This window comes from Sphingomonas sp. 7/4-4, from assembly GCF_027941955.1.
In the GTDB taxonomy this organism is placed as follows: Bacteria; Pseudomonadota; Alphaproteobacteria; order Sphingomonadales; family Sphingomonadaceae; genus Sphingomonas.
The window spans coordinates 2,015,489-2,041,604 of record NZ_CP115960.1 but is presented as its reverse complement, the minus strand read 5'-3'; the positions used below and the strand labels follow the sequence as shown (position 1 = coordinate 2,041,604).

The 26,116-nt window shown below is 64.9% G+C and carries 23 protein-coding genes and 4 pseudogenes; 11 read left to right on the top strand and 16 right to left on the bottom strand.

Going from position 1 to position 26,116, the window contains the following annotated elements; all coding sequences use genetic code 11:
• Positions 1 to 8 precede the first annotated feature (8 nt).
• From pth to PIB19_RS10175, 5 genes and pseudogenes are all read right to left on the bottom strand, one after another.
• The gene (gene pth / locus PIB19_RS10195) at positions 9 to 578 is read right to left on the bottom strand and encodes an aminoacyl-tRNA hydrolase (protein WP_271240717.1); all 570 of its coding nucleotides are present in this window, start codon (positions 576 to 578) and stop codon (positions 9 to 11) included.
• Between the two features lie 78 nt (positions 579 to 656).
• Positions 657 to 1,292, bottom strand: a complete 636-nt coding sequence (locus PIB19_RS10190; protein ID WP_271240716.1) for a 50S ribosomal protein L25/general stress protein Ctc — start codon at positions 1,290 to 1,292, stop codon at positions 657 to 659.
• 153 nt (positions 1,293 to 1,445) lie between these two features.
• Positions 1,446 to 1,928, bottom strand: a complete 483-nt coding sequence (locus tag PIB19_RS10185) for an SRPBCC domain-containing protein (RefSeq protein WP_271240715.1) — start codon at positions 1,926 to 1,928, stop codon at positions 1,446 to 1,448.
• On the bottom strand, positions 1,925 to 2,269 hold the full coding sequence (locus PIB19_RS10180; RefSeq protein ID WP_271240714.1) for an ArsR/SmtB family transcription factor: 345 nt from the start codon (positions 2,267 to 2,269) through the stop codon (positions 1,925 to 1,927). Before PIB19_RS10180 ends, PIB19_RS10185 begins: the two co-directional genes overlap by 4 nt.
• Before the next feature lie 117 nt (positions 2,270 to 2,386).
• Positions 2,387 to 3,123 (bottom strand): annotated as a pseudogene (locus tag PIB19_RS10175) (TraB/GumN family protein).
• Between the two features lie 216 nt (positions 3,124 to 3,339).
• On the opposite strand from PIB19_RS10175, the gene PIB19_RS10170 reads away from it, so the two are divergent.
• From PIB19_RS10170 to ppdK, 4 genes and pseudogenes are all read left to right on the top strand, one after another.
• Positions 3,340 to 4,206, top strand: a complete 867-nt coding sequence (locus PIB19_RS10170) for a glycine--tRNA ligase subunit alpha (protein ID WP_271240713.1) — start codon at positions 3,340 to 3,342, stop codon at positions 4,204 to 4,206.
• On the top strand, positions 4,176 to 4,448 hold the full coding sequence (locus PIB19_RS10165; RefSeq protein WP_271240712.1) for a hypothetical protein: 273 nt from the start codon (positions 4,176 to 4,178) through the stop codon (positions 4,446 to 4,448). Before PIB19_RS10170 ends, PIB19_RS10165 begins: the two co-directional genes overlap by 31 nt.
• Positions 4,445 to 6,686 (top strand): annotated as a pseudogene (glyS, locus tag PIB19_RS10160) (glycine--tRNA ligase subunit beta). The gene PIB19_RS10165 and the pseudogene glyS overlap by 4 nt, the downstream one beginning before the upstream one ends.
• A gap of 173 nt (positions 6,687 to 6,859) precedes the next feature.
• Positions 6,860 to 9,520, top strand: a pseudogene (ppdK, locus tag PIB19_RS10155) (pyruvate, phosphate dikinase).
• 185 nt (positions 9,521 to 9,705) lie between these two features.
• Here ppdK and PIB19_RS10150 read toward each other — a convergent pair.
• From PIB19_RS10150 to PIB19_RS23630, 11 genes are all read right to left on the bottom strand, one after another.
• Positions 9,706 to 10,047: a hypothetical protein gene (locus PIB19_RS10150; RefSeq protein ID WP_271240711.1), complete on the bottom strand. Its 342-nt coding sequence runs from the start codon at positions 10,045 to 10,047 to the stop codon at positions 9,706 to 9,708.
• Positions 10,044 to 10,511, bottom strand: coding sequence for a serine hydrolase (locus tag PIB19_RS10145; RefSeq protein WP_271240710.1), 468 nt, complete (start codon positions 10,509 to 10,511; stop codon positions 10,044 to 10,046). The genes PIB19_RS10150 and PIB19_RS10145 overlap by 4 nt, the downstream gene beginning before the upstream one ends.
• 31 nt (positions 10,512 to 10,542) lie before the next feature.
• Positions 10,543 to 10,806: a hypothetical protein gene (locus PIB19_RS10140; RefSeq protein WP_271240709.1), complete on the bottom strand. Its 264-nt coding sequence runs from the start codon at positions 10,804 to 10,806 to the stop codon at positions 10,543 to 10,545.
• Between the two features lie 192 nt (positions 10,807 to 10,998).
• Complete coding sequence (locus PIB19_RS10135) at positions 10,999 to 11,265, bottom strand: hypothetical protein (RefSeq protein ID WP_271240708.1); 267 nt, start codon at positions 11,263 to 11,265, stop codon at positions 10,999 to 11,001.
• 77 nt (positions 11,266 to 11,342) lie between these two features.
• Positions 11,343 to 12,335 carry a type II secretion system F family protein gene (locus PIB19_RS10130; protein ID WP_271240707.1) on the bottom strand — a complete coding sequence of 331 codons (993 nt, stop codon included), beginning with the start codon at positions 12,333 to 12,335 and terminating at the stop codon, positions 11,343 to 11,345.
• A gap of 2 nt (positions 12,336 to 12,337) precedes the next feature.
• Positions 12,338 to 13,315, bottom strand: a complete 978-nt coding sequence (locus tag PIB19_RS10125) for a type II secretion system F family protein (RefSeq protein ID WP_271240706.1) — start codon at positions 13,313 to 13,315, stop codon at positions 12,338 to 12,340.
• Between the two features lie 50 nt (positions 13,316 to 13,365).
• On the bottom strand, positions 13,366 to 14,643 hold the full coding sequence (locus PIB19_RS10120; protein WP_271240705.1) for an AAA family ATPase: 1,278 nt from the start codon (positions 14,641 to 14,643) through the stop codon (positions 13,366 to 13,368).
• Positions 14,640 to 15,263 carry a CpaD family pilus assembly protein gene (locus PIB19_RS10115; protein ID WP_271240704.1) on the bottom strand — a complete coding sequence of 208 codons (624 nt, stop codon included), beginning with the start codon at positions 15,261 to 15,263 and terminating at the stop codon, positions 14,640 to 14,642. The genes PIB19_RS10120 and PIB19_RS10115 overlap by 4 nt, the downstream gene beginning before the upstream one ends.
• Before the next feature lie 18 nt (positions 15,264 to 15,281).
• The gene (locus PIB19_RS10110; RefSeq protein WP_271240703.1) at positions 15,282 to 16,970 is read right to left on the bottom strand and encodes a type II and III secretion system protein family protein; all 1,689 of its coding nucleotides are present in this window, start codon (positions 16,968 to 16,970) and stop codon (positions 15,282 to 15,284) included.
• Positions 16,971 to 17,993, bottom strand: coding sequence for a Flp pilus assembly protein CpaB (cpaB, locus tag PIB19_RS10105; RefSeq protein WP_271240702.1), 1,023 nt, complete (start codon positions 17,991 to 17,993; stop codon positions 16,971 to 16,973).
• Between the two features lie 55 nt (positions 17,994 to 18,048).
• On the bottom strand, positions 18,049 to 18,702 hold the full coding sequence (locus PIB19_RS23630) for an A24 family peptidase (RefSeq protein WP_443018725.1): 654 nt from the start codon (positions 18,700 to 18,702) through the stop codon (positions 18,049 to 18,051).
• A 263-nt stretch (positions 18,703 to 18,965) separates the two neighbouring features.
• Here PIB19_RS23630 and PIB19_RS10095 point away from each other — a divergent pair, with 263 nt between their 5' ends.
• From PIB19_RS10095 to PIB19_RS10065, 7 genes and pseudogenes are all read left to right on the top strand, one after another.
• Positions 18,966 to 19,718, top strand: coding sequence for an alpha/beta hydrolase (locus PIB19_RS10095; protein WP_336297307.1), 753 nt, complete (start codon positions 18,966 to 18,968; stop codon positions 19,716 to 19,718).
• Positions 19,715 to 20,796 (top strand): annotated as a pseudogene (locus PIB19_RS10090) (NAD(P)/FAD-dependent oxidoreductase). The gene PIB19_RS10095 and the pseudogene PIB19_RS10090 overlap by 4 nt, the downstream one beginning before the upstream one ends.
• 41 nt (positions 20,797 to 20,837) lie before the next feature.
• On the top strand, positions 20,838 to 21,011 hold the full coding sequence (locus PIB19_RS10085; protein ID WP_081855629.1) for a YegP family protein: 174 nt from the start codon (positions 20,838 to 20,840) through the stop codon (positions 21,009 to 21,011).
• Positions 21,012 to 21,110: 99 nt separating this feature from the next.
• The gene (locus PIB19_RS10080; RefSeq protein WP_271240701.1) at positions 21,111 to 21,527 is read left to right on the top strand and encodes an acyl-CoA thioesterase; all 417 of its coding nucleotides are present in this window, start codon (positions 21,111 to 21,113) and stop codon (positions 21,525 to 21,527) included.
• Positions 21,528 to 21,771: 244 nt separating this feature from the next.
• A complete protein-coding gene (locus PIB19_RS10075) occupies positions 21,772 to 22,050 on the top strand; it encodes a LacI family DNA-binding transcriptional regulator (protein ID WP_271240700.1) in 279 nt (92 codons plus the stop codon).
• Between the two features lie 20 nt (positions 22,051 to 22,070).
• Entirely contained in the window at positions 22,071 to 22,763 is a 693-nt protein-coding gene (locus PIB19_RS10070) for a substrate-binding domain-containing protein (protein WP_336297306.1), read from the top strand.
• Positions 22,764 to 23,197: 434 nt separating this feature from the next.
• A complete protein-coding gene (locus PIB19_RS10065) occupies positions 23,198 to 26,077 on the top strand; it encodes a TonB-dependent receptor plug domain-containing protein (RefSeq protein ID WP_271240956.1) in 2,880 nt (959 codons plus the stop codon).
• Positions 26,078 to 26,116: the final 39 nt, after the last annotated feature.

The following is a 26,116-nucleotide window of genomic DNA, read 5'->3' as shown; positions in this document are numbered from 1 at the left end:
TTCTTGGCTCAGTCCTGCAGCCGCAGCGCGATTTCGCTCATGAACCGGGCGTCGTTGCCGTCTGCGAGCCAGCCGGCTTCCGCGGCGATCGCGCCCAGCATGTCGGTGAGCGGCTCGATCTCCGTCTTGGCATAGTTGCCGAGCACATAGCTGGTCACCCGGTCCTTGTGCCCGGGATGGCCGATGCCGATCCGCACGCGGCGGAAGTCCGGACCGATATGCGCATCGGTCGAGCGCAGCCCGTTATGCCCCGCGGTGCCGCCGCCCATTTTCACCTTCACCTTGAAGGGAACGAGATCCAGCTCGTCGTGGAAGATCGTGATGTCGGCGGGGGTCAGTTTGTAGAAGTCCATCGCCGCGCGCACGGCGCGGCCGCTCTCGTTCATGAAGGTGCCGGGCTTGAGCAGGATCAATTTGTCGGTGCCGATCCGCCCTTCCTGCGTCCAGCCCTGGAACTGCTTCTTCGGCGTCGAGAAATCATGCACCTCGCCGATGGCATCGACGGCCATGAAGCCGACATTGTGCCGGTGCATCGCATATTGCGGCCCCGGATTGCCGAGGCCCACCCAGAGCTGCATCGCGTAAACCCCAAAGAAAATCGCCCCCGCACCTAGGATGCGGAGGCGATTTTTGAACCGCGAAGTTCGAAGCAGCGATTACTCGCCGGCTTCGCCTTCGGCCGGAGCCTCTTCCGCGGTTTCGGCTGCGGTCTCGCCATCGCCTTCGCTCGACTTGAGCGCCGACGGTGCGACCACGGTCGCGATGGTGAAGTCGCGGTCGGTGATCGCCGAGGTCGCGCCCTTGGGCAGGGTCACCGCCGAGATGTGGATCGAATCGCCGACTTCGACGCCCTTGAGCGAGATCGTGATCTGGTCGGGGATCTCGGCCGCGTCGCAGACCAGCTCGAGCTCGTGGCGGACGACGTTGAGCACGCCGCCGCGCTTGATGCCGGGGGCCTCTTCCTCATCGGTGAAGACGATCGGCACGTTCACGTGCACGCTGGCGTGCTCGGAGATGCGCAGGAAGTCGACGTGGATCGGACGATCGCTCACGACGTCGAAGGCGACGTCCTTGGGCAAGGTGCGCTCGCCATTGACCATCACGACCGAGTTCATGAAGTGGCCGGTCATCAGCAGCTTCATCAGCTCGCGTTCGCTGACGTGGATGCCAACGGGGTCTGCCTTGTTGCCGTAGATAACGGCGGGGACGCGGCCTTCACGACGAAGCGCCCGGGAGGCTCCCTTGCCAGCCCGGTCGCGCGTCTCGGCCGACAGCGTAAGCGATTCGCTCATGTGTCGTTCCAATGCGCTAAAGTGTTTCAGTTCATATGCCGGACAGGCCTCCAGGGATGACCCTGCCGCAGCAAGCGCGCGCCTCTAGCCGAAAGGGGGGCAAAGGCAAGGTCGCCGGTTCCTCCCCGGGACGCACCCCGGGGAGGATCGGTGTCACACCAGCTCTGGCAGCAGCTCGTCGAGCTTGTCGAGGCTCTGGCTCCAGCCTTCCTTCATGCCCTTGAGCGCCGGGATCATCCGCTCGCTCACCTGCGTGATGAGAGTGGTCATGTGCATCAGCGTCCCGCCGCCCGGAGCGTCCTCGAACACGAACGTGTCCTCATGCTCGATTCCCCAGCTGCCGTCGTCTTCCTGGAAGGCCCGCAGCACGAAACGCATCCGGTTCGGGCGCTCGACTTCGAGGAACTCGCCATAGACCGGGTTGGTGCCGTAGGGCTCCGGACCGCGCATATCGATGCGGATCTTGCCGCCCGGACGGACGTCGGTCTCGCAGACCGGCGCATCGAATTCGCGCGGGCCCCACCAGCGGGCGAGATGCTCGGCTTTGGTCAGGCAGTCGAACACCAGTTCGCGCGGCGCGGCGAAGGTGCGGACGATCGTCATTTCAGTGCCCACACCGGGTTCAGTCACAGTCATTTCTTCTCTCCTTCTTCCTGCAGTCGTTTCAGATACGCTTCGAGATCGTCGAACTTTTCCTCCCAGAAGCGGCGATAGGCCTCGAGCCATTCGCTTGCCGCCTTGAGCGCTTCCGGCTCGAGCTTTGCCGGACGCTGCTGCGCCGTGCGGCCGCGCGAGATCAGCCCGGCGCGCTCGAGCACCTTGAGATGCTTGGTCACTGCCGGCCCGCTCATCGCGAAGGGGCGGGCGAGTTCGCCGACCGAAGTCTCGCCGCGCGCCAGCCGCGCAAGGATCGCGCGCCGGGTCGGATCGGCCAAAGCCGCGAATGTCGCGCTCAATGCATCGGGTGTCGGGCTCATATAACCTCCTAGTTAGATAACCTATCAGTTAAATAAATGAAGGAGTCAAGCCTCCACGCGGCGTCGCACGCGAAATTTTCAAAAAATCGATCGAAGAGAGAACCGGCTGCGAGGACCTCAGTAGCGGACGCGTTCCGCCTTGAGCCCGCGCTTCGCCAGCTCCGCTTGCACGCCCGCCGGTCCGGCGAGATGTCCCGCGCCGACCGCGACGAACACGATGCCCGGCCGCTTCATCCGCGCGCTCAGCCACGCCGCCCATCGGGCGTTGCGCTTGCCAGCAGCGCGTCGGCCAGTTCGGGCGCGCGGCCGAGGTCCTCGTTCATCATCCGCGCCAGCCCGTCGGCATCGCCCGCGCTCCACAGCGCGACCATCCGGTCGATCGTCTCGCCCGCTTTGGGCAGATCGTCGATCGTGTCGATCAGCAGCGCGCGCTGCGCCGCCAGCGGCAGGCGATCGAAATAGCCGAGCTGCTCGCGCGCCGTCTCCAGCCCGGAGACGGGCTTGCCCGCCGATTTCGCCGCCGCGGTCAGCACCGCCTCCGCGCCGTCCTTCTCGTCATAGCCCAATTGGCGCAGCGGCGCCGCCGAGAGCATCGTCGCGGCCAGCCACGGCTCGGCGCGGTCGAGCGCGTTGGGCGCCAGCCCGATCTCGGGCAGTGCAGCCCGGAACTTCGCCGCCTCGGCGGGCGGAAGCTGATCGGGCAAGGAAGGCCCCGCGGGCGACATGCCCAGCTCGCTTACCAGCGCCTGCATCTCGGGCTGCCCCGGCATCACCAATTCGAGCACGAGTTCGTTGCTGGCGTCGAACGCGGACTTCACACCCTCGTCGAACCAGCTCAGCCCGGGCTTGAGCATATGGACGGTGCCGAACAGATAGATCGTCGTGTCGGCGTCCCTGACCACCCACAAGGCAGGATCGGCATGGTTCGCCGGCTTCTCCGGCGTCTTCGCCTCGCATCCGCCCAGCGCTAGCAGCGCGGCTCCGATCAGCAATTTCCGAAACATCGCGCGACAGGAGGCGATCACTGCATCCTTGTCAACGTGGGCATCGCGCGCCAAAGCACCGGGCATATGTCCGAGCCCCTAAGCTTCCAGCGCATGATCCTGAAGCTCCACGATTACTGGAGCGAGCGGGGCTGCGTGATCCTCCAGCCCTACGATATGCGCATGGGCGCCGGCACCTTCCATCCGGCGACGACGCTCAAGGCGCTCGGCCCCGATCCGTGGAACGCCGCCTTCGTCCAGCCCTGCCGCCGCCCGACCGACGGCCGCTATGGCGAGAACCCCAACCGGCTGCAGCATTATTACCAATATCAGGTGATCCTGAAGCCGAGCCCGCCCGACCTGCAGGAGCTCTATCTGGGCAGCCTCGCCGCGATCGGCATCGACTTCACCCGCCATGACATCCGCTTCGTCGAGGACGATTGGGAGAGCCCGACGCTCGGCGCCTGGGGCCTCGGCTGGGAAGTCTGGTGCGACGGGATGGAAGTCACCCAGTTCACCTATTTCCAGCAGATGGGCGGCTTCGACTGCAAGCCGGTGGCGGGCGAGCTGACCTACGGGCTCGAGCGCCTCGCGATGTACATCCAGAACAAGGACAGCGTGTACGATCTCGCCTTCAACGACGCGGGCGTGAGCTATGGCGACGTCTTCCTCGAGAACGAGAAGCAGATGTCGAAGTGGAACTTCGAGATCGCCGACACCGACGCCTTGTTCGACCTGTTCCGCAAGGCGGTTGCCGAATGCGAGAACTGCCTCAAGGCCGAGCTGCCGATCCCGGCGTACGAGCAGGCGATCGAGGCGAGCCACGTCTTCAACCTGCTCAACGCCCGCGGCGTGATCTCGGTCGCCGAGCGCCAGGCCTATATCGGCCGCGTCCGCGATCTGGCGAAGGGCTCGTGCGAAGCGTGGATGGCGAAGAACGGGTGGACGGCGTGAGTTTGATGCTCACGCGAAGGCGCGAAGGCGCGAAGAAGTTGTTCGCGCAACAACGCGACGACGCGACGATCTCGCTATGCCGCGCGAGCGGCCCTCAAGCATCAACGTTTGCCATATGGCGTGAGTGGGGCGGGGCGGCTGACGCCGCCGAGCAGCGCATCTTCTTCGTCGCGTCGTCGCTTCGTCGCGCGAACCAACCTTCCTCCCTTCGCGCCTCAGCGCCTTCGCGTGAACAATTATGACCGAAGACTTCCTTCTCGAACTGCGCTGCGAGGAAATCCCCGCGCGGATGCAGGAAAAGGCGCGCGCCGATCTGGCGTCGCTGTTCGAAGCGCGGCTCAAGGCGCTGAACCTCCCGTTCGAGGCCATCGAGAGCTACGCCACCCCACGCCGCCTCGCTTTGATCGTCCGCGGCGTCGCCGGGACCACCGCGGCGATGACGGAAGAGCGCAAGGGCCCCCGTGCCGACGCGCCCGACGCCGCGATCCAGGGCTTCCTCCGCTCCACCGGGCTCACCCGCGAGCAGCTCGTCACCCGCGACGACGGCAAGGGCGGGCAAATTCTGTTCGCAGTGATCGAGCGGCCGGGCATGGTCGCGGGCCCGGTGTTCGCCAGCGCGATCAGCCATGTGATCCATGCTTTCCCTGGCCCAAATCGATGCGCTGGGGCGTCGCCTCGCAATCGACCGAGAGCCTGCGCTGGGTGCGCCCCTTGCAGGGCATCATCGCCTTGCTCGGCGACAAGCTGGTCCCGGTCGAGATCGCGGGGATCAAGAGCGGCGCGCAGACCGTCGGCCACCGCTTCCACCATCCCGGCGTGATCACGATCGGGTCGGCAAACGACTATGCCGAGAAGCTCCGTGCCTGCCACGTCATCGTCGACGGCGCCGAACGCCGCGCGATCATCGCGGTCGGCGCCACGATGGCTGCACGCAAGGCGGGCCTGACGCTGGTCGAGGACGAAGGGCTGCTGTTCGAAAATGCCGGCCTCACCGAATGGCCGGTGCCATTGCTCGGCCGCTTCGATCCCGAATTCCTCTCGGTCCCGCCCGAAGTGATCCAGCTCACGGCGCGCGTGAACCAGAAATACTTCGTCTGCCGCGACGCCGACGGCAAGCTCGCCAACGCCTTCGTCTGCACCGCGAACATCGACGCGAGCGACGGCGGCGCGAAGATCGTCGAAGGCAACCAGAAGGTGCTGGCGGCCCGGCTGAGCGATGCGCGCTTCTTCTACGATACCGATCTGAAGGTGCCGCTCGAGGAGCAGGCAAAGAAGCTCGAAAAGATCGTCTTCCACGAGAAGCTCGGCACGGTCGCCGACAAGGTCGATCGCGTGGCCAAGCTCGCGCGCTGGCTGGTCGAAGAAGGCATCGTCCCTTCTTCTCCCTCTCCCCGCTCGCGGGGAGAGGGCCGGGGAGAGGGGAGTCTTCCTCAAGCGCATCGCTCGTGGCTCAGGCCCCTCTCCCAACCCTCTCCCCGGAGGGGAGAGGGCTATTGGCAGCCCTCGCCGAACGCGCCGCGCGTCTCGCCAAGGCCGATCTCGTCACCGGCATGGTCGGCGAGTTCCCCGAACTCCAGGGCCTGATGGGCGGCTATTACGCCGCCGCGCAGGGCGAGCCCGTCGAAGTCGCCGAAGCGATCCGCGATCACTACAAGCCGGTCGGGCAGAGCGATGATGTGCCCATCGATCCGGTGACGGTAGCGCTGGCTCTTGCCGAACGCATCGATACGCTGGCGCAGTTCTTTGCTCACGACATGAAGCCCACCGGTTCGAAAGACCCGTTCGCTTTACGTCGCGCAGCACTGTCGTTGTTGCAGCTTATCTTCGGCAACTACCTTCGTATGCGCATCTTCGGCATATTCACGCGTCAGATGGATGTTGCTCAAGGGCGCGTTCGTGAAATCGTATCTGACGAAATTGTTGGCTTCCTGATTGATCGTCTCAAGGTCCAGCAACGCGAGGCGGGTGTCCGCCACGACCTGATAGACGCGGTGTTTGCGCTGGGCGGCGAAGACGATCTCGTCCGCCTATTGGACCGCGTTCAAGCTCTGCAGGCGTTCGTCACCACCGGGGACGGCACCAATCTCCTCGCCGGCTACAAGCGCGCCGCGAACTTCCTCAAGAAAGAAAATTGGCCCACCAGTGCTCCGGCGAAGGCCGGAGCTTTGGAAGTCGAAGGGCAGAGCAACCCAGGGCTCCGGCCTTCGCCGGAGCACGATTATGTGCCCGAACCCGAGGAAGCCGATCTCATCGCCGCCCTCGCCGCTGCCGAGCCCAAGGCCGCCGCCGCGATCGAGCACGAGGATTTCGAGGCCGCAATGGCCGCACTCGCCACGCTCCGTGCTCCGATCGACGCCTTCTTCGACAAGGTCACGGTCAACGATTCCGACCCGGCAAAGCGGGAAAACCGGCTCAACCTGCTCGCGCGGATGCGTGATGCAGTGCACAAAGTCGCCGATTTCTCGAAGATCGAAGGCTGATTTATCCGACTTATTGCGCAGGCGGAACGGCACGATTTCGCCCAGCCTTTACTTGGCTTTGGCTATCCGCCGCGCGTCTGGAACCTGACAACGCAATCAGAGCTTCCGCCTTGTTCGCAGTCGCGGTAGGCGCCTCTCGTCCCGGGGCGGCGCCTCCAGCATAAGGATCAGGGATGACGCAGTACGTGTACCGCTTCGGCGGTGGGGTTTCGGACGGCGGCAACGGCGACAAGAACTTGCTCGGCGGCAAGGGCGCCAATCTCGACGGCATGGCCGGAATCGGCCTGCCGGTCCCCCCGGCTTCACGATCAGCACCCCGGTCTGCGCACTCTATTACGATTCCGGCGAATCCTTCCCGGACAGCCTCAAGGCCGAAGTCGCCACCGGCATCGCCCATATCGAGAGCGTGACGGCCAAGAAGTTCGGTGACCCCGCCGATCCCTTGCTCGTCTCCGTCCGCTCCGGCGCGCGCGTATCGATGCCCGGCATGATGGACACCGTCCTAAACCTCGGGCTCAACGATGCGACCGTGCAGGGCCTCGCCGCGACTTCGGGCGACGATCGCTTCGCGTGGGACAGTTATCGCCGCTTCATCCAGATGTATTCGGACGTCGTGCTGGGGCTCGATCACGGCCGCTTCGAGGAAGCGCTGGAGATCGCCAAGGAGGACAACGGCTTCAGCCTCGATACCGAGCTGAGCGCCAAGGACTGGCAGAAGCTCGTCGCCGAATACAAGGCGATCGTTCAGGAGCTCTGGGGCAAGCCCTTCCCGCAGGACGTCCACGACCAGCTCTGGGGCGCGATCGGCGCGGTGTTCGGCTCGTGGCAGTCCGAACGCGCCAAGGTCTATCGCCGCCTGAACGACATCCCGGGCGACTGGGGCACCGCCGTCAACGTCCAGGCGATGGTGTTCGGCAACATGGGCGAGACCTCGGCAACAGGCGTCGCCTTCACCCGCGATCCGTCCAAGGGCGACAATGCCTATTACGGCGAGTTCCTGATCAACGCGCAGGGCGAGGACGTCGTCGCCGGCATCCGCACGCCGCAATATCTCACCAAAGCCGCGCGCGAAGCGGCGGGGCCAAGCCCGCCTCGATGGAAGAAGCGATGCCCGAGGTGTACGCCCAGCTCGCCGGCGTCTTCGAGACGCTCGAGACCCACTATCGCGACATGCAGGACATCGAATTCACCGTCGAGCGCGGCAAGCTCTGGATGCTCCAGACGCGGTCTGGCAAGCGCACTGCCAAGGCGGCGCTCAAGATCGCAGTCGACATGGCGAACGAGGGTCTGATCACGCAGGAAGAGGCGATCCTCCGCGTCGATCCGCAGGCGCTCGATCAATTGCTCCACCCGACGCTCGATCCCAAGGCGACGCGCGACGTGCTTACCAAGGGCCTGCCGGCCTCGCCGGGCGCGGCCTCGGGCTTCGCGGTGTTCGACAGCGATACCGCCGAGAAGCGCGCCGCTGCTGGCGATGCGGTGATCCTCGTCCGCGTCGAGACGTCGCCCGAGGACATTCACGGCATGCATGCGGCCAAGGGCATCCTCACCGCGCGCGGCGGCATGACCAGTCACGCCGCGGTGGTCGCGCGCGGCATGGGGCGGCCCTGCGTCTCGGGTGCGGGGACGTTGGCGATCGTTGCGAAGGAGAAGCTGTTCCGCGTCGGCGGCCGTGAGGTCCGCGAAGGCGACACGATCACGATCGACGGCGCCACCGGCGAAGTGATGTTCGGCGCAGTGCCGACCGTCCAGCCGGAGCTGTCGGGCGATTTCGGCACGCTGATGCTCTGGGCCGATGCGAAGCGCCGGCTCAAGGTTCGCGCCAATGCCGAGACGCCGCTCGATTGCCGCACCGCGCGCGAGTTCGGTGCCGAGGGCATCGGTTTGTGCCGCACCGAGCATATGTTCTTCGAAGGCTCGCGGATCACGGCGGTGCGCCAGATGATCCTCGCCTCGGACGAGAAGGGCGCCGCGCGGCGCTCGACAAACTGCTTCCCGAGCAGCGCAGCGATTTCGTCGAGATATTCGAAGTGATGGCGGGTTTGCCCTGCACGATCCGCCTGCTCGATCCGCCGCTCCACGAATTCCTGCCCCATGAGGAGGCGGAGTTCGAGGAAGTCGCCAAGGCCGCGGATATCGACGTCGAGACGCTCCGTCGTCGTGCTGCCGAGCTCCACGAGTTCAATCCGATGCTGGGCCATCGCGGCTGCCGCCTCGGGGTGACTTATCCCGAGATCTACGAGATGCAGGCGCGCGCGATCTTCGAGGCGGCGGTGCTGGTCGCGGAGAAATCGGGCGCGGCGCCGATCCCCGAAGTGATGATCCCTTTGGTCGCCACGCGGCGCGAGCTCGAGCTGATGAAGATCGTCGTCGACAAGGCGGCTGAGGCGGTGTTCGCCGAAAAGGGCCGCAGGATCGAGTATCTGGTCGGCACGATGATCGAGCTGCCGCGCGCGGCGCTGCGTGCGGGCGAGATTGCCGAGGTCGGCGCCTTCTTCAGCTTCGGTACCAACGATCTGACCCAGACCACTTTGGGCGTGAGCCGCGACGACGCCGCGCGTTTCCTGACCACCTATGTCGAGAAGGGCATCTATGCCCGCGATCCGTTCGTCAGCCTCGATGTGGAGGGCGTCGGCGAGCTGATCAGCATCGCGGCGGAGCGGGGCAGGGCGACGCGCCCCGATATCAAGCTCGGCATCTGCGGCGAACATGGCGGCGATCCGGCGTCGATCGCGTTCTGCGAGGCGACGAAGCTCGATTACGTATCGGCTTCGCCGTACCGCGTGCCGATCGCGCGGCTGGCGGCGGCGCAGGCGGCGCTGAAGGCCGCCTGACGCCGCCGCCTGGCCTTACGGAAGCACCGCCTTCACCGCCGCGGCAAGGTCGCCGCCGTAATCGCCATTGTAGCGCGAGTTGATCACTGCGCCGATGGTGATCCCGTTGCTGTAGGTGATGATCAGCGTATTGATTTCGCCCTTGTTCCAGCCGGCCGGATGCCAGCCGCCATGGTAGTAGGCGGTCAGCCCCCGCCATAATCGGCGTAGAACATGCCGAGATTGGCCGCGCGCATCTCGTCGACGGCGGTTTGGGGCAGGATCTTTGCGGTGAGCATCAGGTCGTGCATGAACCAGGCGAGTTCGCGTGAGTTGAGGTTCCAGCCCTGCGACCCGCAGACTGCGGTCATGTCGCCCCAGTCCTGGCCCGGCAGCACCGTGCTGAAATCGAAATTGTTGGCGTGAAAGTCCGTCGCGCCGTCATCCTTGGCGGATTTGTAGCTGAGCGCGGGATCGGGCTGTGGTGACTTGCAGGTCAGGAACGGCAGGCCGGCGCTGTTGAATGTCTGGCGATTGACGATCGTCACATATTGGTTGCCATATCCTCGGCCGTGGTCGCCGACAGGCCGTACATGCGGACCAGCATCAGGCGTTGCAGCGCATAGTTGGTGTTCGCGTAGTGAAAGCTCTTGTCGGCCTGCGGTGCCTTGGCTGCGCATGCCTTCAGCGTGGCGAGGTCGATGCCGCAATTCTCGTCCCAAATCCCGCTGGTGTGCCCCATCAGCTGCTGGATCGTCACTTCCTTGAATTTGGGATCGAACGTCCAGTCGCTCGGCAGCTGGAGATAGGCCTTGTCGCCGAGCTTGACGTTCTTCTGCGGCATCACCCGCATCATCGTCGCGGCGGTAATGGTCTTGCTCACGCTGGCGATGCTGATTCGCTCCTTGTCGCTCATCGCTCGCGGCGCGCTGTCGGGCGCGCGCCGGGCAGCACCGCCCGCAACGCTGGCAGTGGCGCCGCCCGCGCCCATGACGGTCACCGACCAGCCCACTGCCTTGTCGGTGAATCGGGTCTTGATCTCGTCAGCGATTTTCGAGACCGTGATTGCCTCCGCGCTGATCCGGATCCTGCGCTGGTCGATCCAGCCGGCGGGCCCCGCCGGGGCGCAGTTTGTAGGGGCGCGGCCTCGCCTGTTCCTGCGCCGGGAAACGCTGCCGTAGCTGCTGCGGCGACGCCTGGCGAATGTCCAGGGTCGGTATGCGCCGAAAATCTTGCGCGAGTGCGCCGCCGCCGCTGGTCGCGGCGATGACCGGAATCGTGATCAGAAGTTGCTTGATCCTGCCCATGGCTCATCTCCGAAAAGGTGCACAGGGCAGGTACGCGCCAAGTCCCGCCGCCTTCTTTCTGAAGCGGTCGCGACGGAGATTTGCGTTCCCGGATTGGATAATAAGGGGAGGTCGGGATCCGCAACGGGAATATGCATCATTATGCATATATCGCCGGTGCGGCGGCGTCAGCCGCGCCCGTCGCCTGCGCGTTCAATAGGGATCGGGTATCGGCCTTGGGGATACTGATCCACGCAGCTGGGCGTTCTCCGCCTCCAGTTCGCGCAGGCGCCGCTGTGCCTCGCGCAGTTCGGTGCCGGTTTCGTCGCGGTAGGTGCGGTGCCTGAGCTCTTCGTCCTGATAGCGCTCGCGCCACTTGCTGCGGCCGGAGCGGGCGGCGAGGCCGAAGAAGAAGCCTGCAACCAGGGTCAGTGCCAGCGCGACGAGCTGGGTGGCAGTGTCGAAAGGCAATCCCGGCATCGCTCGATCTCCTCTTGGCCGGCGCGCAGGCTGGCTCGCCTGCAACGCCCGTGCCACCGTAACGATCGACGCGGGAATTAGTGCATCAGCGAGTCTTTGATCGAGCAGGCGGCGGGCCCGAGGATCACGATGAACAGCACCGGCAGGATGAACAGGATCAGCGGCACGGTCATGATCGCGGGCAGGCGCGCGGCCTTTTCCTCGGCGCGCATCATCCGCTCGTTGCGGAATTCGGCCGAGAGCACGCGCAGCGCGGAGGCCAGCGGGGTGCCGTATTTTTCGGTCTGGATCATGGTCGTGACGACGCCGCGGATCGCATCGAGATCGATGCGGGTGGCGAGGTTCTCGAATGCCTGACGCCGGTCGGTCAGGAAGCCCAATTCGATCGCGGTGAGCGAGAATTCCTCGCCCAGTTCGGGATAGGCCTTGCCCAGCTCGCGCGAAACGCGGCCGAAGGCGGCGTCGACGGTGAGTCCGGCCTCGGCGCAGATCACCAGCAGGTCGAGCGCGTCGGGAAGACCCTTGCGGATCGCGTGGCTGCGCTTGGTGATCTTGTTCTTGAGATAGATGTCCGGCGCTTTGTAGCTCAGGATGAATCCCGCCGCGACGAGGCCGTATTTCTTGAATGCGCTCCAGTCGGCGAACATGTCGGTGCCGTAGACCATGTACAGAATCGGCCCGCCGATCACGATCGGCAGCACCAGCCGGCCGAAGATCACTGCGACCGCCCATTCCTTGCGGCGGATGCCGGCCTGGAGCAGCTTGGTCTGCGCGACCTTGATCTGGCTCTCCTGCAGCACCTTCATCGAAGACAGCAGCGCACGGATCCGGTCGGTCGTCTCGTTCTTCTGGACCAATTTGGCGCGGCGCTTGGAAGTCGAGGCGGTGATTCCCGCCTTGAGTTGCTCGCGCCGCTCGTTGAGCGCCTTGACGCGCTTCGCCATCGGATCGCGCACCGTAGTCGCAGTGTAGATCGCGAACACCACGGCGGAAGCGGCGATGGCGCTGAGGAACGTCGCGACCCAGAGGACGTCGACGCCGAGCAAAGTGGGGCCGGTGGAGGGTGCCATCATCAGATCTCGAAATTGACCATCTTGGCCATGATGAAGGCGCCCAGCGCCATCCAGATGAGCCCGCCGCCGCCGGCGACCATCAGCCGCTCATCCTTGAAGAAGTTGGACATATAGTCGTTGTTGATGAACCAGACCATGGTGAACACGACGAACGGCAGCGAGCCGACGATCAGCGCCGAGGCCTTTGATTCCGACGACATCGCCTTGATCTTGAGCTTCATCTGGGAGCGCTTGCGCAGCACGTCGGCCAGATTGCCAAGCGTCTCGGCAAGGTTGCCGCCGGTCTCGCGCTGGATCGCGATGGTGATGGTGAAGAACTGGAATTCGGGCGTACCGAGCCGGTCGGCAGTCTCCTGCAGCGCGGCATCGAGGGTGCGGCCGATCTTCATCTTGTCGGTGACCGAGCGGAATTCCTCGCCCACCGGGCCGGCCACTTCCTGACCCACGACGCCCATCGTCTCGGTGATCGGCAGACCCGAACGCAGGCCGCGCACGAGCAATTCGATCGCATCGGGAAACTTGGACGTGAACTTGGTGATGCGGCGCTTGATGAAGAAGCTGACCACCTTGTGCGGCAGGCCGACGCCGACGAACAATCCGAGGAACAGCGCCAGCCAGATCGGCGCGCCGTTGAGATAGAGCAGTCCGCCGGGCACGAGGATCAGCCCGAGCGTGATCATGCCATATTGGCTCAGCGTCCAGTTCTTGCCCGTCATGTTGAGCCGCTTCTGGAGCAAAGCGGGATTGGGCAGGAAGCGCGAGGCGGCGAGATCCATCCTCGTCGCACTCTTGGCAGTGACTCGCCGGATCTGCGCTTCCATCGCCACGGCACCGGCGTTGCCGGAATGGCGTTCGCGCAAATCGGTCAGGCGCCGTGCACTGGCGCGCGCGGCGTTCGGCCCGGAAAAAGCGAACACCATCAGCGCGAGCACCAGGAAGGCGCCTCCACCAAGCATCAAAACCGGCAGCAATTCCACGCCGACATGCCTCCGAACCCGTTAACCCGCGCAGCCTAGGCGCGAATTGGTTACTTCTTTGCCTTTGACGGCATCTTGACCTTGATCTTGTCGAACAGCGAGCTGCCCTTCGATCCCTTGGCAGGTGCGGCCTTGTCGTCGCGCTCGCCCGAATCGGTGATGACGGTGATCCGCGTCGCTAGGTCGGTCAGCGGCGCCAGCGACTTGGCGGACTTGCCGGCCTCGGCGAGCGGTTTGCCGAGCTTGGCGGCCTGGGCGGCGAACTTCTGCTCGAACGGGATGAGCAAGTCGATCTTGCGCTCGATCGAACCTTCGAAGTCCTTGCGGCTGATCTCGAGCACCGCCTGCGGCTGGACCTTGTTGGCGACGATGATGACCTGGGTCTGCGGCGCGTTCGACTTGAACCAGCTGAGGATGCGGATCGCGTCGCGCGCGGCGGCGAGCGTCAACTCCGTCACCAGCACCGCGACCTGCACGTCGGTGATCAGATGCGGATGGTTGACCAGCATGTTGCGCGGCAAGTCGACCACGGTGCATTCATACGCCCCGCGCATCTCTTCCTGCAGCTGATAGAATGCCGCGCCGTCGGTCAGAACCGGGGCGTTGATCGGCGCCTCGGCCGAGAGCACGGCGAGACGCTCCGAAGCCTTCACCATCGCGCGTTCGATGAACAGCCCGTCGATGCGGCTCGGATTTTCGATCGCGTCGGTCAGGCCGCGGCCCGGCTCGAGGTCGAGCGCGAGAGCGCCGGTGCCGAAATGCACGTCGAGATCCAGCAATGCGGTCGTGCGCGCATGCTTGTCGCTCAGCAGCCAGGCGAGCGAGGTGGCGATCGTCGACGCGCCGCAGCCGCCGCGCGTGCCGATCACCGCCACCGCGCAGTGCGGAACGTCGCTGCCCTGTTCGGCCAGCTTGGGCGCATTCAGCGCGGCCTGCGCCTGGGCAAAGGTATCGCGCAACGCATCCGGGTTGAGCGGCTTGAGCAGATAATCGTGGATGCCGCTCGCGACGAGGTCGCGATAGAGGCGCACGTCGTTGACCTGGCCCGATGCGATCACGATCGTGCCCGGCTCGCAGACTTCCGCGAGCGCATTGATGTCGTTGAGCGGATCGCCCGATTCCGAAAGATCGACGAACAGCACGTTGGGGCTCGCCGAGACCGACAGGGTCTGGACCGCGTTGCGCAGGCCGCCCTTGTTGACCTTTTCCGGCGACCAGCCGAGCTCGACGGCGATCGGGCGCAGCGCCTCGGCCGTCGCCTCGTCGCAGACAAAGGCGACGAACGGCTCGCGATGGCCGGTGCGCGAGGGATTGAAGGGCGCGTTCACTTGGTGCCTCCGTCGGTCTTCACGGTGCCGCCGCCGCCTGAAGGCTTGGCACCCCGCAACGCATTGATCGCCTTAGCACCGGTCAGCGGATCGCTGACCGGTGAGCCCGCGGCTCCGCGAACCAGATCGCCCGGATCGGCAACCATCGCGGCAAGATTGCTGTTGGTCGCGCAGCCATAATTGGAGCTGGTGCTCTGCGAGTAATCAGGCGAATAGACGCGCGAATAATCGGGACAATTGGGAACGCTGGCGGTCATCCGCGTGACCACCACACGTACGGTGCCCGGAGCGATCTGGCCGACGGTGACCGGCGCCTGGTCCGACAATATCAGGCCGTACTGGCTCGCCTGCGCCGCGATCGCATCGCGCGCGCCGCTGTCGTTTCCGCCATCGTCGATCGCCACGCGATCGCCGTAGCGAAGCCCCATCGACTGGAGCCAGCCTGCGAGGCGCTGGCCTTCGCCCGACGCGAGCCCGTTGCCCGCAGTCTGGACGTCGAAGACGTAATCGTTCCGTTCGACTACCGGCTGATATACCGAGTCGACACCGCCATTATAGGTCCCGCACGCGCTGAGCAGCGCGATCGGGGCCAGGAGGAGGGGCGTGAAGCGCGACAACATTGCGATCTCCTCAGGACATCAGAAGCCGAAGCCGGGGGCAGCGGAGCCACCCTTCTTCGGTTTGGACGGGGCGGGCACAGCCTTGGGCTGCACAGCCGAATTGGCGGGCGCGGGCATTGCCGGCCCCGGCGCGAAGGCTCCGACTGCGGGCGTCGCGCTGCTCGGTGCCATGGTCGGCTTCGGCCGATCGCCGCCGGTGGTGCCGGCGCTCAGCTGCCCGCCGAAGATCCGCTGGAAATCGTCCGGCGCGCGATAGCCGTCGGTCGGCAGCACGATCTGGTTCGCGTTGACCGGCTTCACCAGATACGGCGTGATGACGATCATCAGCTCGGTCTCGTTGCGCTGGAAGCCGTTCGAGCGGAACAATGTTCCCAGGATCGGCACGTCGCCAAGTCCGGGAATCTTGCTGATCGAGTTGTTGTGGGTGTTCTGCAGCAGGCCGCCGATCACCATGCTTTCGCCCGAACCCAGCTCGACCGTGGTCTCGCTGCGGCGCGTGCTCAGCGCCGGGATGACGGTGCCGTTGAACTGAACGGCGCCGGACGACGAAAGCTGCGAAACCTCCGGACGAACGCGCAGCGAGATGCGGCCGTCCGCCAGCACGGTCGGCGTAAAGGCCAGGCTGACGCCATATTGCTTGAATTCGATCGACACCGCGCCGAGCGCTTGGGAGATCGGGATGGGGATTTCGCCGCCGGCGAGGAAGGTCGCGGTTTCGCCCGAAAGCGCCGTCAGGTTCGGCGTGGCCAGCACGGTCACCTGGCCCATCGTCTCGCCCATGTCGATTGCGGAGAGCACGTCCATGCCGAACAGTTTGCCCGCCATCCCGAGGGTGGAGAAATCGTTGCCCTTGGCGATGTTGGTCACGTCCGTGGCACGCGGATTGATGAACTGTCCGGTCGACGGATCATAGGGGCCTTCGATGACGCCGCCGTTCGCGGTCGGAATGCGCGCGATCGGGAAACCGGCCAGCTGGCCGGGCGTGAAGGAGCCGGGATTGCGTCCGGTGGCCACGCCGAAGGTGAAGCCGCCCGTCTGGTCGCGGGTCGTGATATTGACGCCGACATTCTTGGCGAAGCTGCGGTTCACTTCGGCGAAGCGCACCTGAAGGTTCACCTGCAGCGGAGTCGCCGTCTTGAGGCGGTTGATCACGCCGATCTTGAGCGGCGTCGCCGGATCGGAGACGTTGATGCCGGGGTTGAGCAGCGAAGCCACCAGGCGCTGGGCCTGCTCGCTGTCGTCCGGAGACGCGACGGTGCCGGTGAGCACTGCGATCTGCCCGACCGTGGTCACCTTGATGTCCGCATCAGGCATTGCCGCCCGCATCATGCGATCGATCGAAGTGAGGTTCTGGCTCACCCGGACGTTGGTCGAATAGACCACGGTTCCGTTAGCGGTGGTCGCGAAGATCGTCGCCTCGCCATTATCCTTGCCGAACAGGTGAATCTGCCGCGGGTTGGCGACGTAGACGTCGGCAACGGCCGGATTGGAGGTCCATACGTTTGCGACGTTGGCGGGAAGCGTGACGAGCTCGCCCTCGCCGACCGAGAGAAGGACCTCGCTGGTCGGGCGCTGTGCGCCGACCGGAAGATTCCCGACCCGCGCCTGCTGGCGCGACTGGGCCATCACTTCGGCGGGCAGGCTCATCGCCAGAGCCGCCATGACCGTGGCGCCGAGCGCCCGGTTCAGGAGTGTGTTGTTGCGCATCTAGTTCTTGCCCCCGACCTCGGTCTCGGTCACGCTGTTGCCTCGGGCCACGGTGACCACCGAACCCTTCCTGACGGCCACGCCACCAGGATAATTGCCCGGCACAGGCGATGTAGCTGTACCGTGATCGACGGGCTTGCCCGGCACCGTGCTGCGCTGAAAGCGCGACACGTCGGCACCGGTGGCGAAGCCGCCTGCGCCTTCCATCGGGCGCGCCGCGACGCGCGCCATCATTTCCTTTTCCTTCTTCGGATCGCCGTCAGCCGGCACATCCACGTCGCCGTTGGCGATCGCCTGCTCGAGATCGCTCTGATTGTCGGCGATCGAGCGGAGCGACAGCGAGAGCTGCCCCACGGTCTGCGCGACGGCGATCTTCTCGGCGATCTTGGGTGTCGCCTCGACAGTGACGTTCGAATAGGTGGTGACGACGGTGTTGCCCTTGTCGTCGGTCGTCTTGTCGGTCTTCTGGTCGGTGGCGAGCACGCGCAGGTTGCGCAGGATCGTTTCCGAAGCCTTGAGCGGCGGGCCGTCGCCACCGCCTGAAACCGACTGGGTCAGCATCAGGTCGACGCGGTCGCCCGGAAAGATGAAGCCGGCGACGGCGCTCTGGGCCGACACGGGAACCGTGACGGCGCGCATGCCGGGCCCGAGCGCGGCGGCGAGGAAGCCGCGATCGCCGGGCTTGACCAGCGCGCCTTGCGTGATCGGCTGACCTGCGGGAATGGCGAAGCGGACGACGGTGCCCTGCAGCTTGGCCAGCTCGGATTCGCCCTTGATGTAATAGGCGCCTTCGATCAGCTCCTTCGGCCAGGCGACGAACTTCACCGACGTGGCGTCGAGAATCGTGCCCACCGGCAGGCTGCGCGTGGCGACCATCACTTCGGTGGTGTTCTGCGGAGCTGCGGCCGGAATGGCGTTCGCGACAGGCGCGGATGCACCGGTCAGGATGTTGCGTGCCATGAACGCCGTGATCGCGGCTACCACGAGTGCGCCTACGAGCAGAATGAGCTTGCGTGCATCCATTTCGCTTCAAGCCTTTTCAATTACATCGCCGGTTGAATTGCTCCGGCGTTAAGCATCACGTGAACTGGTTAAAAATCGGTTCGCGAAGAACGAGCAGGGCCGAAATGGCGATCGCCACGCCGTACGGAGTCTCCGGGACGATGCCGCTTTTGCGTGCCGCGCGGGCGCCGGCGAGCAGCAGCACGCCCAGTCCGGCGACGAGCGTCATCGCCACGATCACGGTCGTGACGGGCTGCGCGATCAGCACGCGCGCGATGCTGAGCCGGCTCGAATAGACGAGGATGGCTGCGGCTGCGGCGGCAGCGAGGATGGGAGCGATCGTCCGCCAGGGCAGTTTGCCGAGTCCGCCGCGCAGCCGCGTCCAGCGGTCCGCGACCATGACGATCGTAAGCGCGCCGCCGAACAGCGACATCAGCACCAGCATGTAGATCAGCGGCTGCACCGGCAGCCACAGCGCCAGCGCGCCGAGCATCTTGACGTCGCCGCCGCCCATCTGACCGATCGCGAAGGCGCCGACGAAGACGGCGAAGACGAGGCTGGCGATCCCGAATTGCATCGCGACGTCCGGCCACAGCGCCAGCCCGTTGGCCCACCACCAGGCAGGCGCGAGCAGTGCGATCGCGGCGTTCTTCCAATTGGCGATGTTGCGCGAACGCGCGTCCTCGATCCCGGCCGAGACCAGAAGCAGGCCGAGCGCGCTCAGCAGCAAGGTTAGAAACACATCCCCCATCCCGCCTAAGGCCTAGACGACATGGCTTATCAAAACGTAACCAGCCCATATGGCAACTTCCCTTATGGACCGCCGCGCCATTCCCGCCGGCGCCCGCCTCGATCACTGGACCGCGCCGGACGGCTGGAAACATCGGGTGTTCGACTGGCGCGCCGAGGGGCAGGCGGCCCGAGGCTCGATCCTGTTCCAGGGCGGCCGCGGCGACATCTTCGAGAAGTATCTCGAAACCTTCGCGCACTGGCATGCCGCGGGCTGGAACGTTACGTCGTTCGACTGGCGCGGGCAGGGGGTCGGGCCGGCTGACGCCCGCGAAGAATTGCGGCCATATCGAGGATTACGGCGATTATATCCGCGACTTGACGGATTTCTGGACGGCATGGGCTCCGGCCAATCCCGGTCCGCAGGTGGCGATGGGGCATTCGATGGGCGGCCATCTGGTGCTGCGCGCGCTGGTGGAGGATGCGATCCGCGCGGACGCCGCCGTGCTCGTGGCGCCGATGCTCGGGTTCAAGCCGGGCATCTTTGGCCCCTTCGCCGAACGCGCCGCACGCTTCCTGGGCGACCTCGGCGACACGGCGCGGCCCGCCTGGAAGGGGAACGAGAAGCCCTACACCACCGAGACTCGCGCCTCGCTGCTCACGCACGATCCCGATCGCTATGCCGACGAGATCTGGTGGCAGACCGAGCATCCGGAAATCCTCACCGGCCCGCCGAGCTGGCGCTGGGTGATCGAGGGTTTCCGCTCGATGCGCGAGCTCGCCGCGGATCCGCGGATCGAGACGATGCGCGTGCCGACTTTGGTGCTGGTTGCCGAGAAAGACGGGCTGATCGACGCCAAATCCGCGCTCAAACTCGTGCCGCGCCTGCCCGATGTCCGCCTGATCACCTTCGGCAAAGAGAGCGCACACGAGATCCTCCGCGAAAAAGATGCCGTGCGTGATCGTGCCCTGGGCGAGATCGATGCCTTTCTCGACGCGAGGGCCGCCCCGCGGTGAGGCGGTACGACATCGCCATCGTTGGTGCCGGGATCGCCGGCGCGAGTCTTGCCGCGGAAGTTGCACCACATGCCCGCGTGCTGCTGCTCGAGGCAGAGGAGCGCCCCGGCTATCATGCTACCGGACGCTCGGCCGCCTTTTGGTCCGAGACCTATGGCGGCCCCGATATACAGCCGCTGACTACGGCTTCGGGGCCGCTGCTCGCGGCGGGCGGATTCCTCGAACCTCTGGGCTCGCTCCATATCGGCCGCACCGAGGAGCGGCCGGCAATCGATGCTTTCCTCGCGGAGTTCGAAGGCTCGGGCGTCGAGCTGCATGCGGTCGATCCGCACGATACGCTCCCGGGCCTGCGTCCCGAATGGACGCTCGGCATATACGAACCGACTTGCGAATATATCGATGTCGCCGGGCTGCATGGGGCATATCTCGCCGCGGTTCGTCGTGCGGGAGGCGAGATCGTCGTGTCGGCCGCGCTCGAGGGTGCGAGGCGCGAGAACGGCCGTTGGTTCCTCGATACGCGTGCCGGCAGATTCGAGGCTGATATCCTCGTCAACGCCGTCGGCGCCTGGGCGGACTCGGTTGCGGTGATCGCAGGTGCCCGGCCACTCGGCATCCAGCCCTATCGTCGCACGATGCTGCAGCTCCGCACCGATCCGTCACCGCCGGAGCATTGCCCGCATGTCGCGCATATCGGGGGCAGCTTCTATTTCAAGCCCGAGGCAGGCGGGCGGTTATGGCTGAGCCCGCATGACGAGACTGCCACCGAGCCGTGCGACGCCGCGCCCGAAGAGCTCGACGTGGCAATCGCGATCGACCGGTTCGAGCATGTCGTCGACTGGCGCGTCGCGGCGCTCGAGCACAAATGGGCGGGCCTTCGCAGCTTCGCTCCCGATCGGCTGCCGGTCTATGGCTTCGATCCGGCAGCCCAGGGCTTTTCTGGTGCGCGGGGCAGGGCGGCTTCGGCATCCAGACCGCGCCCGCGGCGGCAAAGTTGGCGGCAGCGCTGCTGCTCGGCAAACCGCTGGGCGCAGAAGTGGCTCGTCTCGACGCAGGGCGATACGCACCACAGCGGTTCTGATCCATGGTTGCGGCTCCGCAACGATAGGATCGGAGTGCTCCATGGCGCATAAATTCGTGATCGAGCAGAACAAGGCCGGCGAGTATGTCGCCAAGTTCAAATACAATGCCGAGACGATCTTCTGGACCGAGGGTTACACGTCCAAGGCCTCCGCGAAGAATGCGATCGAGTCGATCCTCAAGAACGGTCCGGACGCCCCCGTCGAAGAGGGCTGACGTTACGGAAACGGCGAGTTGATCCAAGGCTGAGGATTTCTGCGGGTTTCCCGTTGAATTCGCTCGCCGCGAATCGCGTCCGGTGGTACTTTCACGGCCATGCAAGGTACTGCGCGCCCCTATCAGTTTCCGATCGATGTCGCTCACGAGGACATCGACTTCATGGGGCATGTCAACAATGCCAGCTATCTGAAGTGGGTGCAGGAGGCGGTGATCAGCCACTGGCGCGGGCTCGCTCCGCCCGAGGCGGTCGCCCAGCATCTCTGGGTCGCGCTCAAGCACGAGATCACCTATCGCCGCCCCGCCTTTCTCGATGACGACGTCGTCGCGACGGTGCTGCTCGAAAAGGTCCAGGGCGCACGCGCATTCTACGAGACGGTGATCAAACGCGGCACCGAAGTGCTCGCCGAGGTCAAGTCGAGCTGGTGCTGCGTCGATGCCGAGACGCTGCGCCCCGCACGCGTCGCGCAGAACGTGATCGAGCGTTTTTTCGTGAAGTCCGATAATCAAGGATAGCGGTGGCCTAAGCCCGCCGCCGCACTCCGACTTTCCTCCTCCACAATTGCCGAACCCTCTGCCGGATCGCAGTCGTCCCAATTGCCTCGTTTGGCGGGCCGGAAAATCGTCGCCGTTGCGCGCCCGATGAAATTGGCTACTTCGTAGGGCAACGCAATGCACTGAAGGGATACTGGTGGCACGAAACCCGCGCCCACGAAGCGCCACGATCAAGGACGTCGCGGCAAAGGTTGGCGTGTCCCCGATGACCGTCTCGCGCGTGATAAACGGGCAAAAGGGAGTGGGGGTCGATACCCGCACTGCCGTCGAGGAGGCCATCCGCGCGCTGGGTTACACACCCAACGTGGCTGCTCGCAGCCTCGTGACCTCGGCAGAGCCCAAGATCGGCGTGATCTATTCCAATCCCAGTGCGGCGTTCATGAGTGACTTCCTGATCGGCGTGTTCGAGGAGGCCTCCGCGCGGGGAGTCCGCCTGGTTCTCCTGAAAGGTGAGAGCGGAAAACCCCGGCAGAGGCCCGGCTGAAGCAACTCGCCGCATCCGGCGTGGCTGGCTTCATCGTGACGCCGCCCTTGGGAGAGTCGCCGGCGGTGCTGGAATTGCTCCGCGAAACGGGACTGCCGATCGCAGCGGTGGGCGCGCACGCCGTGGAGGACGCTATTTGCGTTCGGATAGACGATCGCCGCGCGGCCTATGAGATGACTCGGCATTTGCTGGACCTGGGGCATCGGCGCCTGGGCTTCATCGTCGGCAATCCGGATCAGGCGGCAAGCGCGGAGCGGCTCGCCGGCTTCTACGCGGCTGTTCGGGAAGCGGATGATGTTCAGACCACGGTCGCGCAGGGAGACTTCAGTTTCACCTCCGGATTGAGGGCGGCCGAGCAATTGCTCGATGCCAGTCCGATGCCCTCGGCGATCTTCGCCAGCAATGACGATATGGCGGCGGCGGTTATCTCGGTTGCGCACCGGCGTCAGCTCGACGTGCCGCACGCGTTAACCGTCGTCGGATTCGACGATACGCCTGCGGCTGTGATGTTGTGGCCGCCGCTGACGACCGTGCATCAGCCTGTTCGCGAACTCGCGTCGGAGGCGCTCCGCCTCCTCGTCGCCGAGATCAATGCCGCCGAGCAAGCGCCTGACAGGCGTCCCGATCGCGTTTTGGAACACACGATCGTGAAGCGGCAATCGACCGCGATACCCTCGCCTAGCGGCGCAGCCGCTCCAGAAGCCGCGGGCTAGCTTCCAGCCTCTCACTCCCGGTCGTGACTCTATCCGATTGCTCCGATTTACGCCGCGCTCGAGATAACGTTATCTCCGCTATACGTGCCAAACTATGTCAAAATATGGGACGTTATTGGGAAATAAGCTACGTGATCCAAGTCGGAAACGCCGGATACAGCCCGAAATTTGTCTGAGCATTGACTCTCCGCGACGGTGAACATACCACTTCTATGGTAACGCTACCGTAAGTGCCGCGAGGCCCGAACGAGTGCGGTGGCCCGAAGAGGCCGAGCCAGAGGAGGATGACGATGACTGAAGGGGTGAATCCGCTCGAATTCGTTGCGGCAAGCGGAGGGGCGCGGGTGCCGTTCGCCCGGCTCGGAAGCCTGCGTTCCAGGGCCCTCCTTTCCGCCAGCATTGTCGCTTCGGTCGCGCTTTGCGCCAGCCCCGCCATGGCGCAGGATACTGCGCGCCCGCCGGTTGCCGAGGCGCCACAGCCGTCCGACGGTGCGACTCAGGCCAACGAAGCGGCCGAATCCGAGATCATCGTCACCGGTTCGCGAATCCAGGCTTCCGGCTTCGCCGCGCCCACGCCGACGACGATGATCGGCGAGGAGCAGATCCAGAGCAACGCGCAGCCGAACATCTTTGCGACCATCACGCAATTGCCGTCGCTCCAGGGATCGAGCGGGTCGACTACAAACACGTTCAGCACGTCGAGCGGCCAGCAAGGCCTCAGCTCGTTCTCGCTGCGCGGTCTGGGCACGATCCGCACGCTCACGTTGATCGACGGCCAGCGCGTCGTGGGGGCTTATTATACCGGCGTCACCGACGTCAGCCTCTTCCCACAGCTGCTCATCCGCAGGGTGGACGTGGTGAATGGCGGCGCTTCCGCGTCCTATGGCTCCGACGCGGTGGGAGGCGTGGTCAACTTCATCACCGACACCCGTTTCACCGGTATCAAAGGCAATATCCAGGGCGGCATCACCACTTATGGCGACGATGAGCAGGGGCTCATCCAGCTCGCCGCAGGCCACAGCTTCCTCGAAGGGCGCCTGCACGTGGTCGCAAGCGGCGAGTTCGCCAAGGAAGCGGGCGTCGGGCCTGGCGATTTCGGCCTCGATCTCGCAGGCGATCGCGACTGGTTCAAGCAAACCACGATGATCAACCGCAACGTCACCAACGACGGATCGCCGCAATATGTCATGCGCGACTTCGCGCAGCCCTATAATTTCACCAAATACGGACTGATCAGCGCCGGCCCGCTGCAGGGCATCGCGTTCGATCAGAACGGCCGGCCCTTCCAGTTCAACTACGGCTCGAACGGTACGCCCGCGCGCAACGCCGCCGGCACGGTCAATGGCTGCTTCCCCGGCTTCTGCGTCGGTGGTGATCTGTCGGGGAACACCGATACCGGGCGCACCTTGCAGTCGGGCATCCAGCGCCTGACCGGCTATGGCCGCATCGGCTACGACTTCGCCGAGGATAACGAGATCTACTTCACCTACAATGTCGGCCAGGTGAAGACGCACAACCAGCCCGTCAACGGTCAGAACCGCACGGGTCTGACGATCCAGTGCGCGAATCCGTTCGTCCCCGCTTCAGTCCAGGCGCAGTGCGCTACCGCAGGCATCACCAGCTTCACCTTCGGCACGGCCAACGCGCTGCTGCCGAACACCAGGGTCCGTACCGATCGCCGCCAATACCGGTTCGTGGGCGGCCTGAAGGGCAAGTTCAGGCTCCTGAACTCCGACTGGACCTACGACGCCTATTACGAGCGAGGGATCAACCACACCGCGGTTGATGTCGAGGACATCATGCTCAACCCGCGGTACAATCAGGCGATCAATGCGGTCCTTCTGAACGGTGCCATCGTCTGTGCCGATCCCGTCGCCCGCGCCAATGGCTGTCAGCCGATCAACATCCTGGGAGGCGCCGAGCCGTCGGCTGCCGCGCGCGCCTATATCATGCCGGAGAACGGACCGTTCCAGCGGTTGCGCATGACGCAGGATGTCGCGAGCCTCAACTTCTCGGGCTCGCTGTTCGATTGGGGAGTGGGGCCGGTATCGGTCGCCTTCGGTGCCGAATATCGCAAGGAATTCTACGAGGTTCACGCGGACCCTTATGGTGCCGGCGTCGCCCCGATCAGCCCGAACAGTGTCGACTATCCGGTCGATCCTTTGCTCTCGACCACAGGCAACAACTGGTATGCGGGCAATTACAAGAACGGCAACGGGGCATATAGCGTCAAGGAAGCGTTCCTCGAACTGAACGTGCCGCTGTTCAACAGCGACACCTTCGGGCGGGCAAACATCAATCCCGCCGCCCGCATCACCGAATACAGCACCTCCGGTACCATCTGGGCCTGGAAGGTCGGCGGCACCTGGGACACGCCGCTCGACGGGCTGCGCATACGCGGCGTCACTTCGCGCGACGTGCGTGCACCGAACCTCTCCGAACTGTTCGCGGCCCCGGTCACGACCACGCTGCCCAACTTCCTCGATCCGGTGCGGAACGTGAACGTGGTCGCGATCCAGAGCGTGGTCGGCAATCCGAACCTCACTCCCGAAATCGGCCGCAACACCACCATCGGCGCCGTCTATGCGAACCCGTCCTGGCTGCCGGGCTTCAGCGTCTCGGTCGACTATTACAAGATCAAGGTGACGGACGTCATCTCCAGCCTCGGTGCGGCCCAGATCGTCGACCTGTGCTTCCGCAACATCCTTCCCGAGACGTGCAGCGCCTATAATCTCAACAATCCGAACGGCCCGAACTTCATCAACGTGCAGTCGTTCAACCTGGCGTCGATCAAGACCAGCGGATTCGATATCGAAGCGAGCTATCAGTGGCGCAGGCCGCTGGGTTTGCCGGGCAGCTTCACGCTGCGCGCATTGGCCACCCATATACGCGAGTTCATCACTGAGGCGGGCCTGCCGGGCACCGCGCCGAACGACACCGCGGGCGTGAACACCGGCGCCACGCCGCACTGGAAAGTGCTCGCGGTGCAGAGCTATTCGAACGATCGGCTCAGCCTCACCGTGCAGGAACGCTGGTTCACCGACGGCAATTACGGCAACCAATATGTCGTCTGCGCGCCCGGCAGCTGCCCGGTGTCGACGGCGATCGCGCCGACGATCGACCGCAACTTCATGCCCGGCGCCTTCTACCTCGACGTGGGCGGAACCTATAACCTCTCCGACCAGGTGACCGCTTATTTCAAGGTCGACAATGTCTTCGACCATGATCCGGCAAAATCGCCGGTCAATGCGAACCCGGCGTTGTACGACATCGTCGGCCGTATCTACCGCGCCGGCGTGCGATTCAAATTCTGATCGCGCCAAAACGGAGATTTCCGATGATCTCCACCCCTC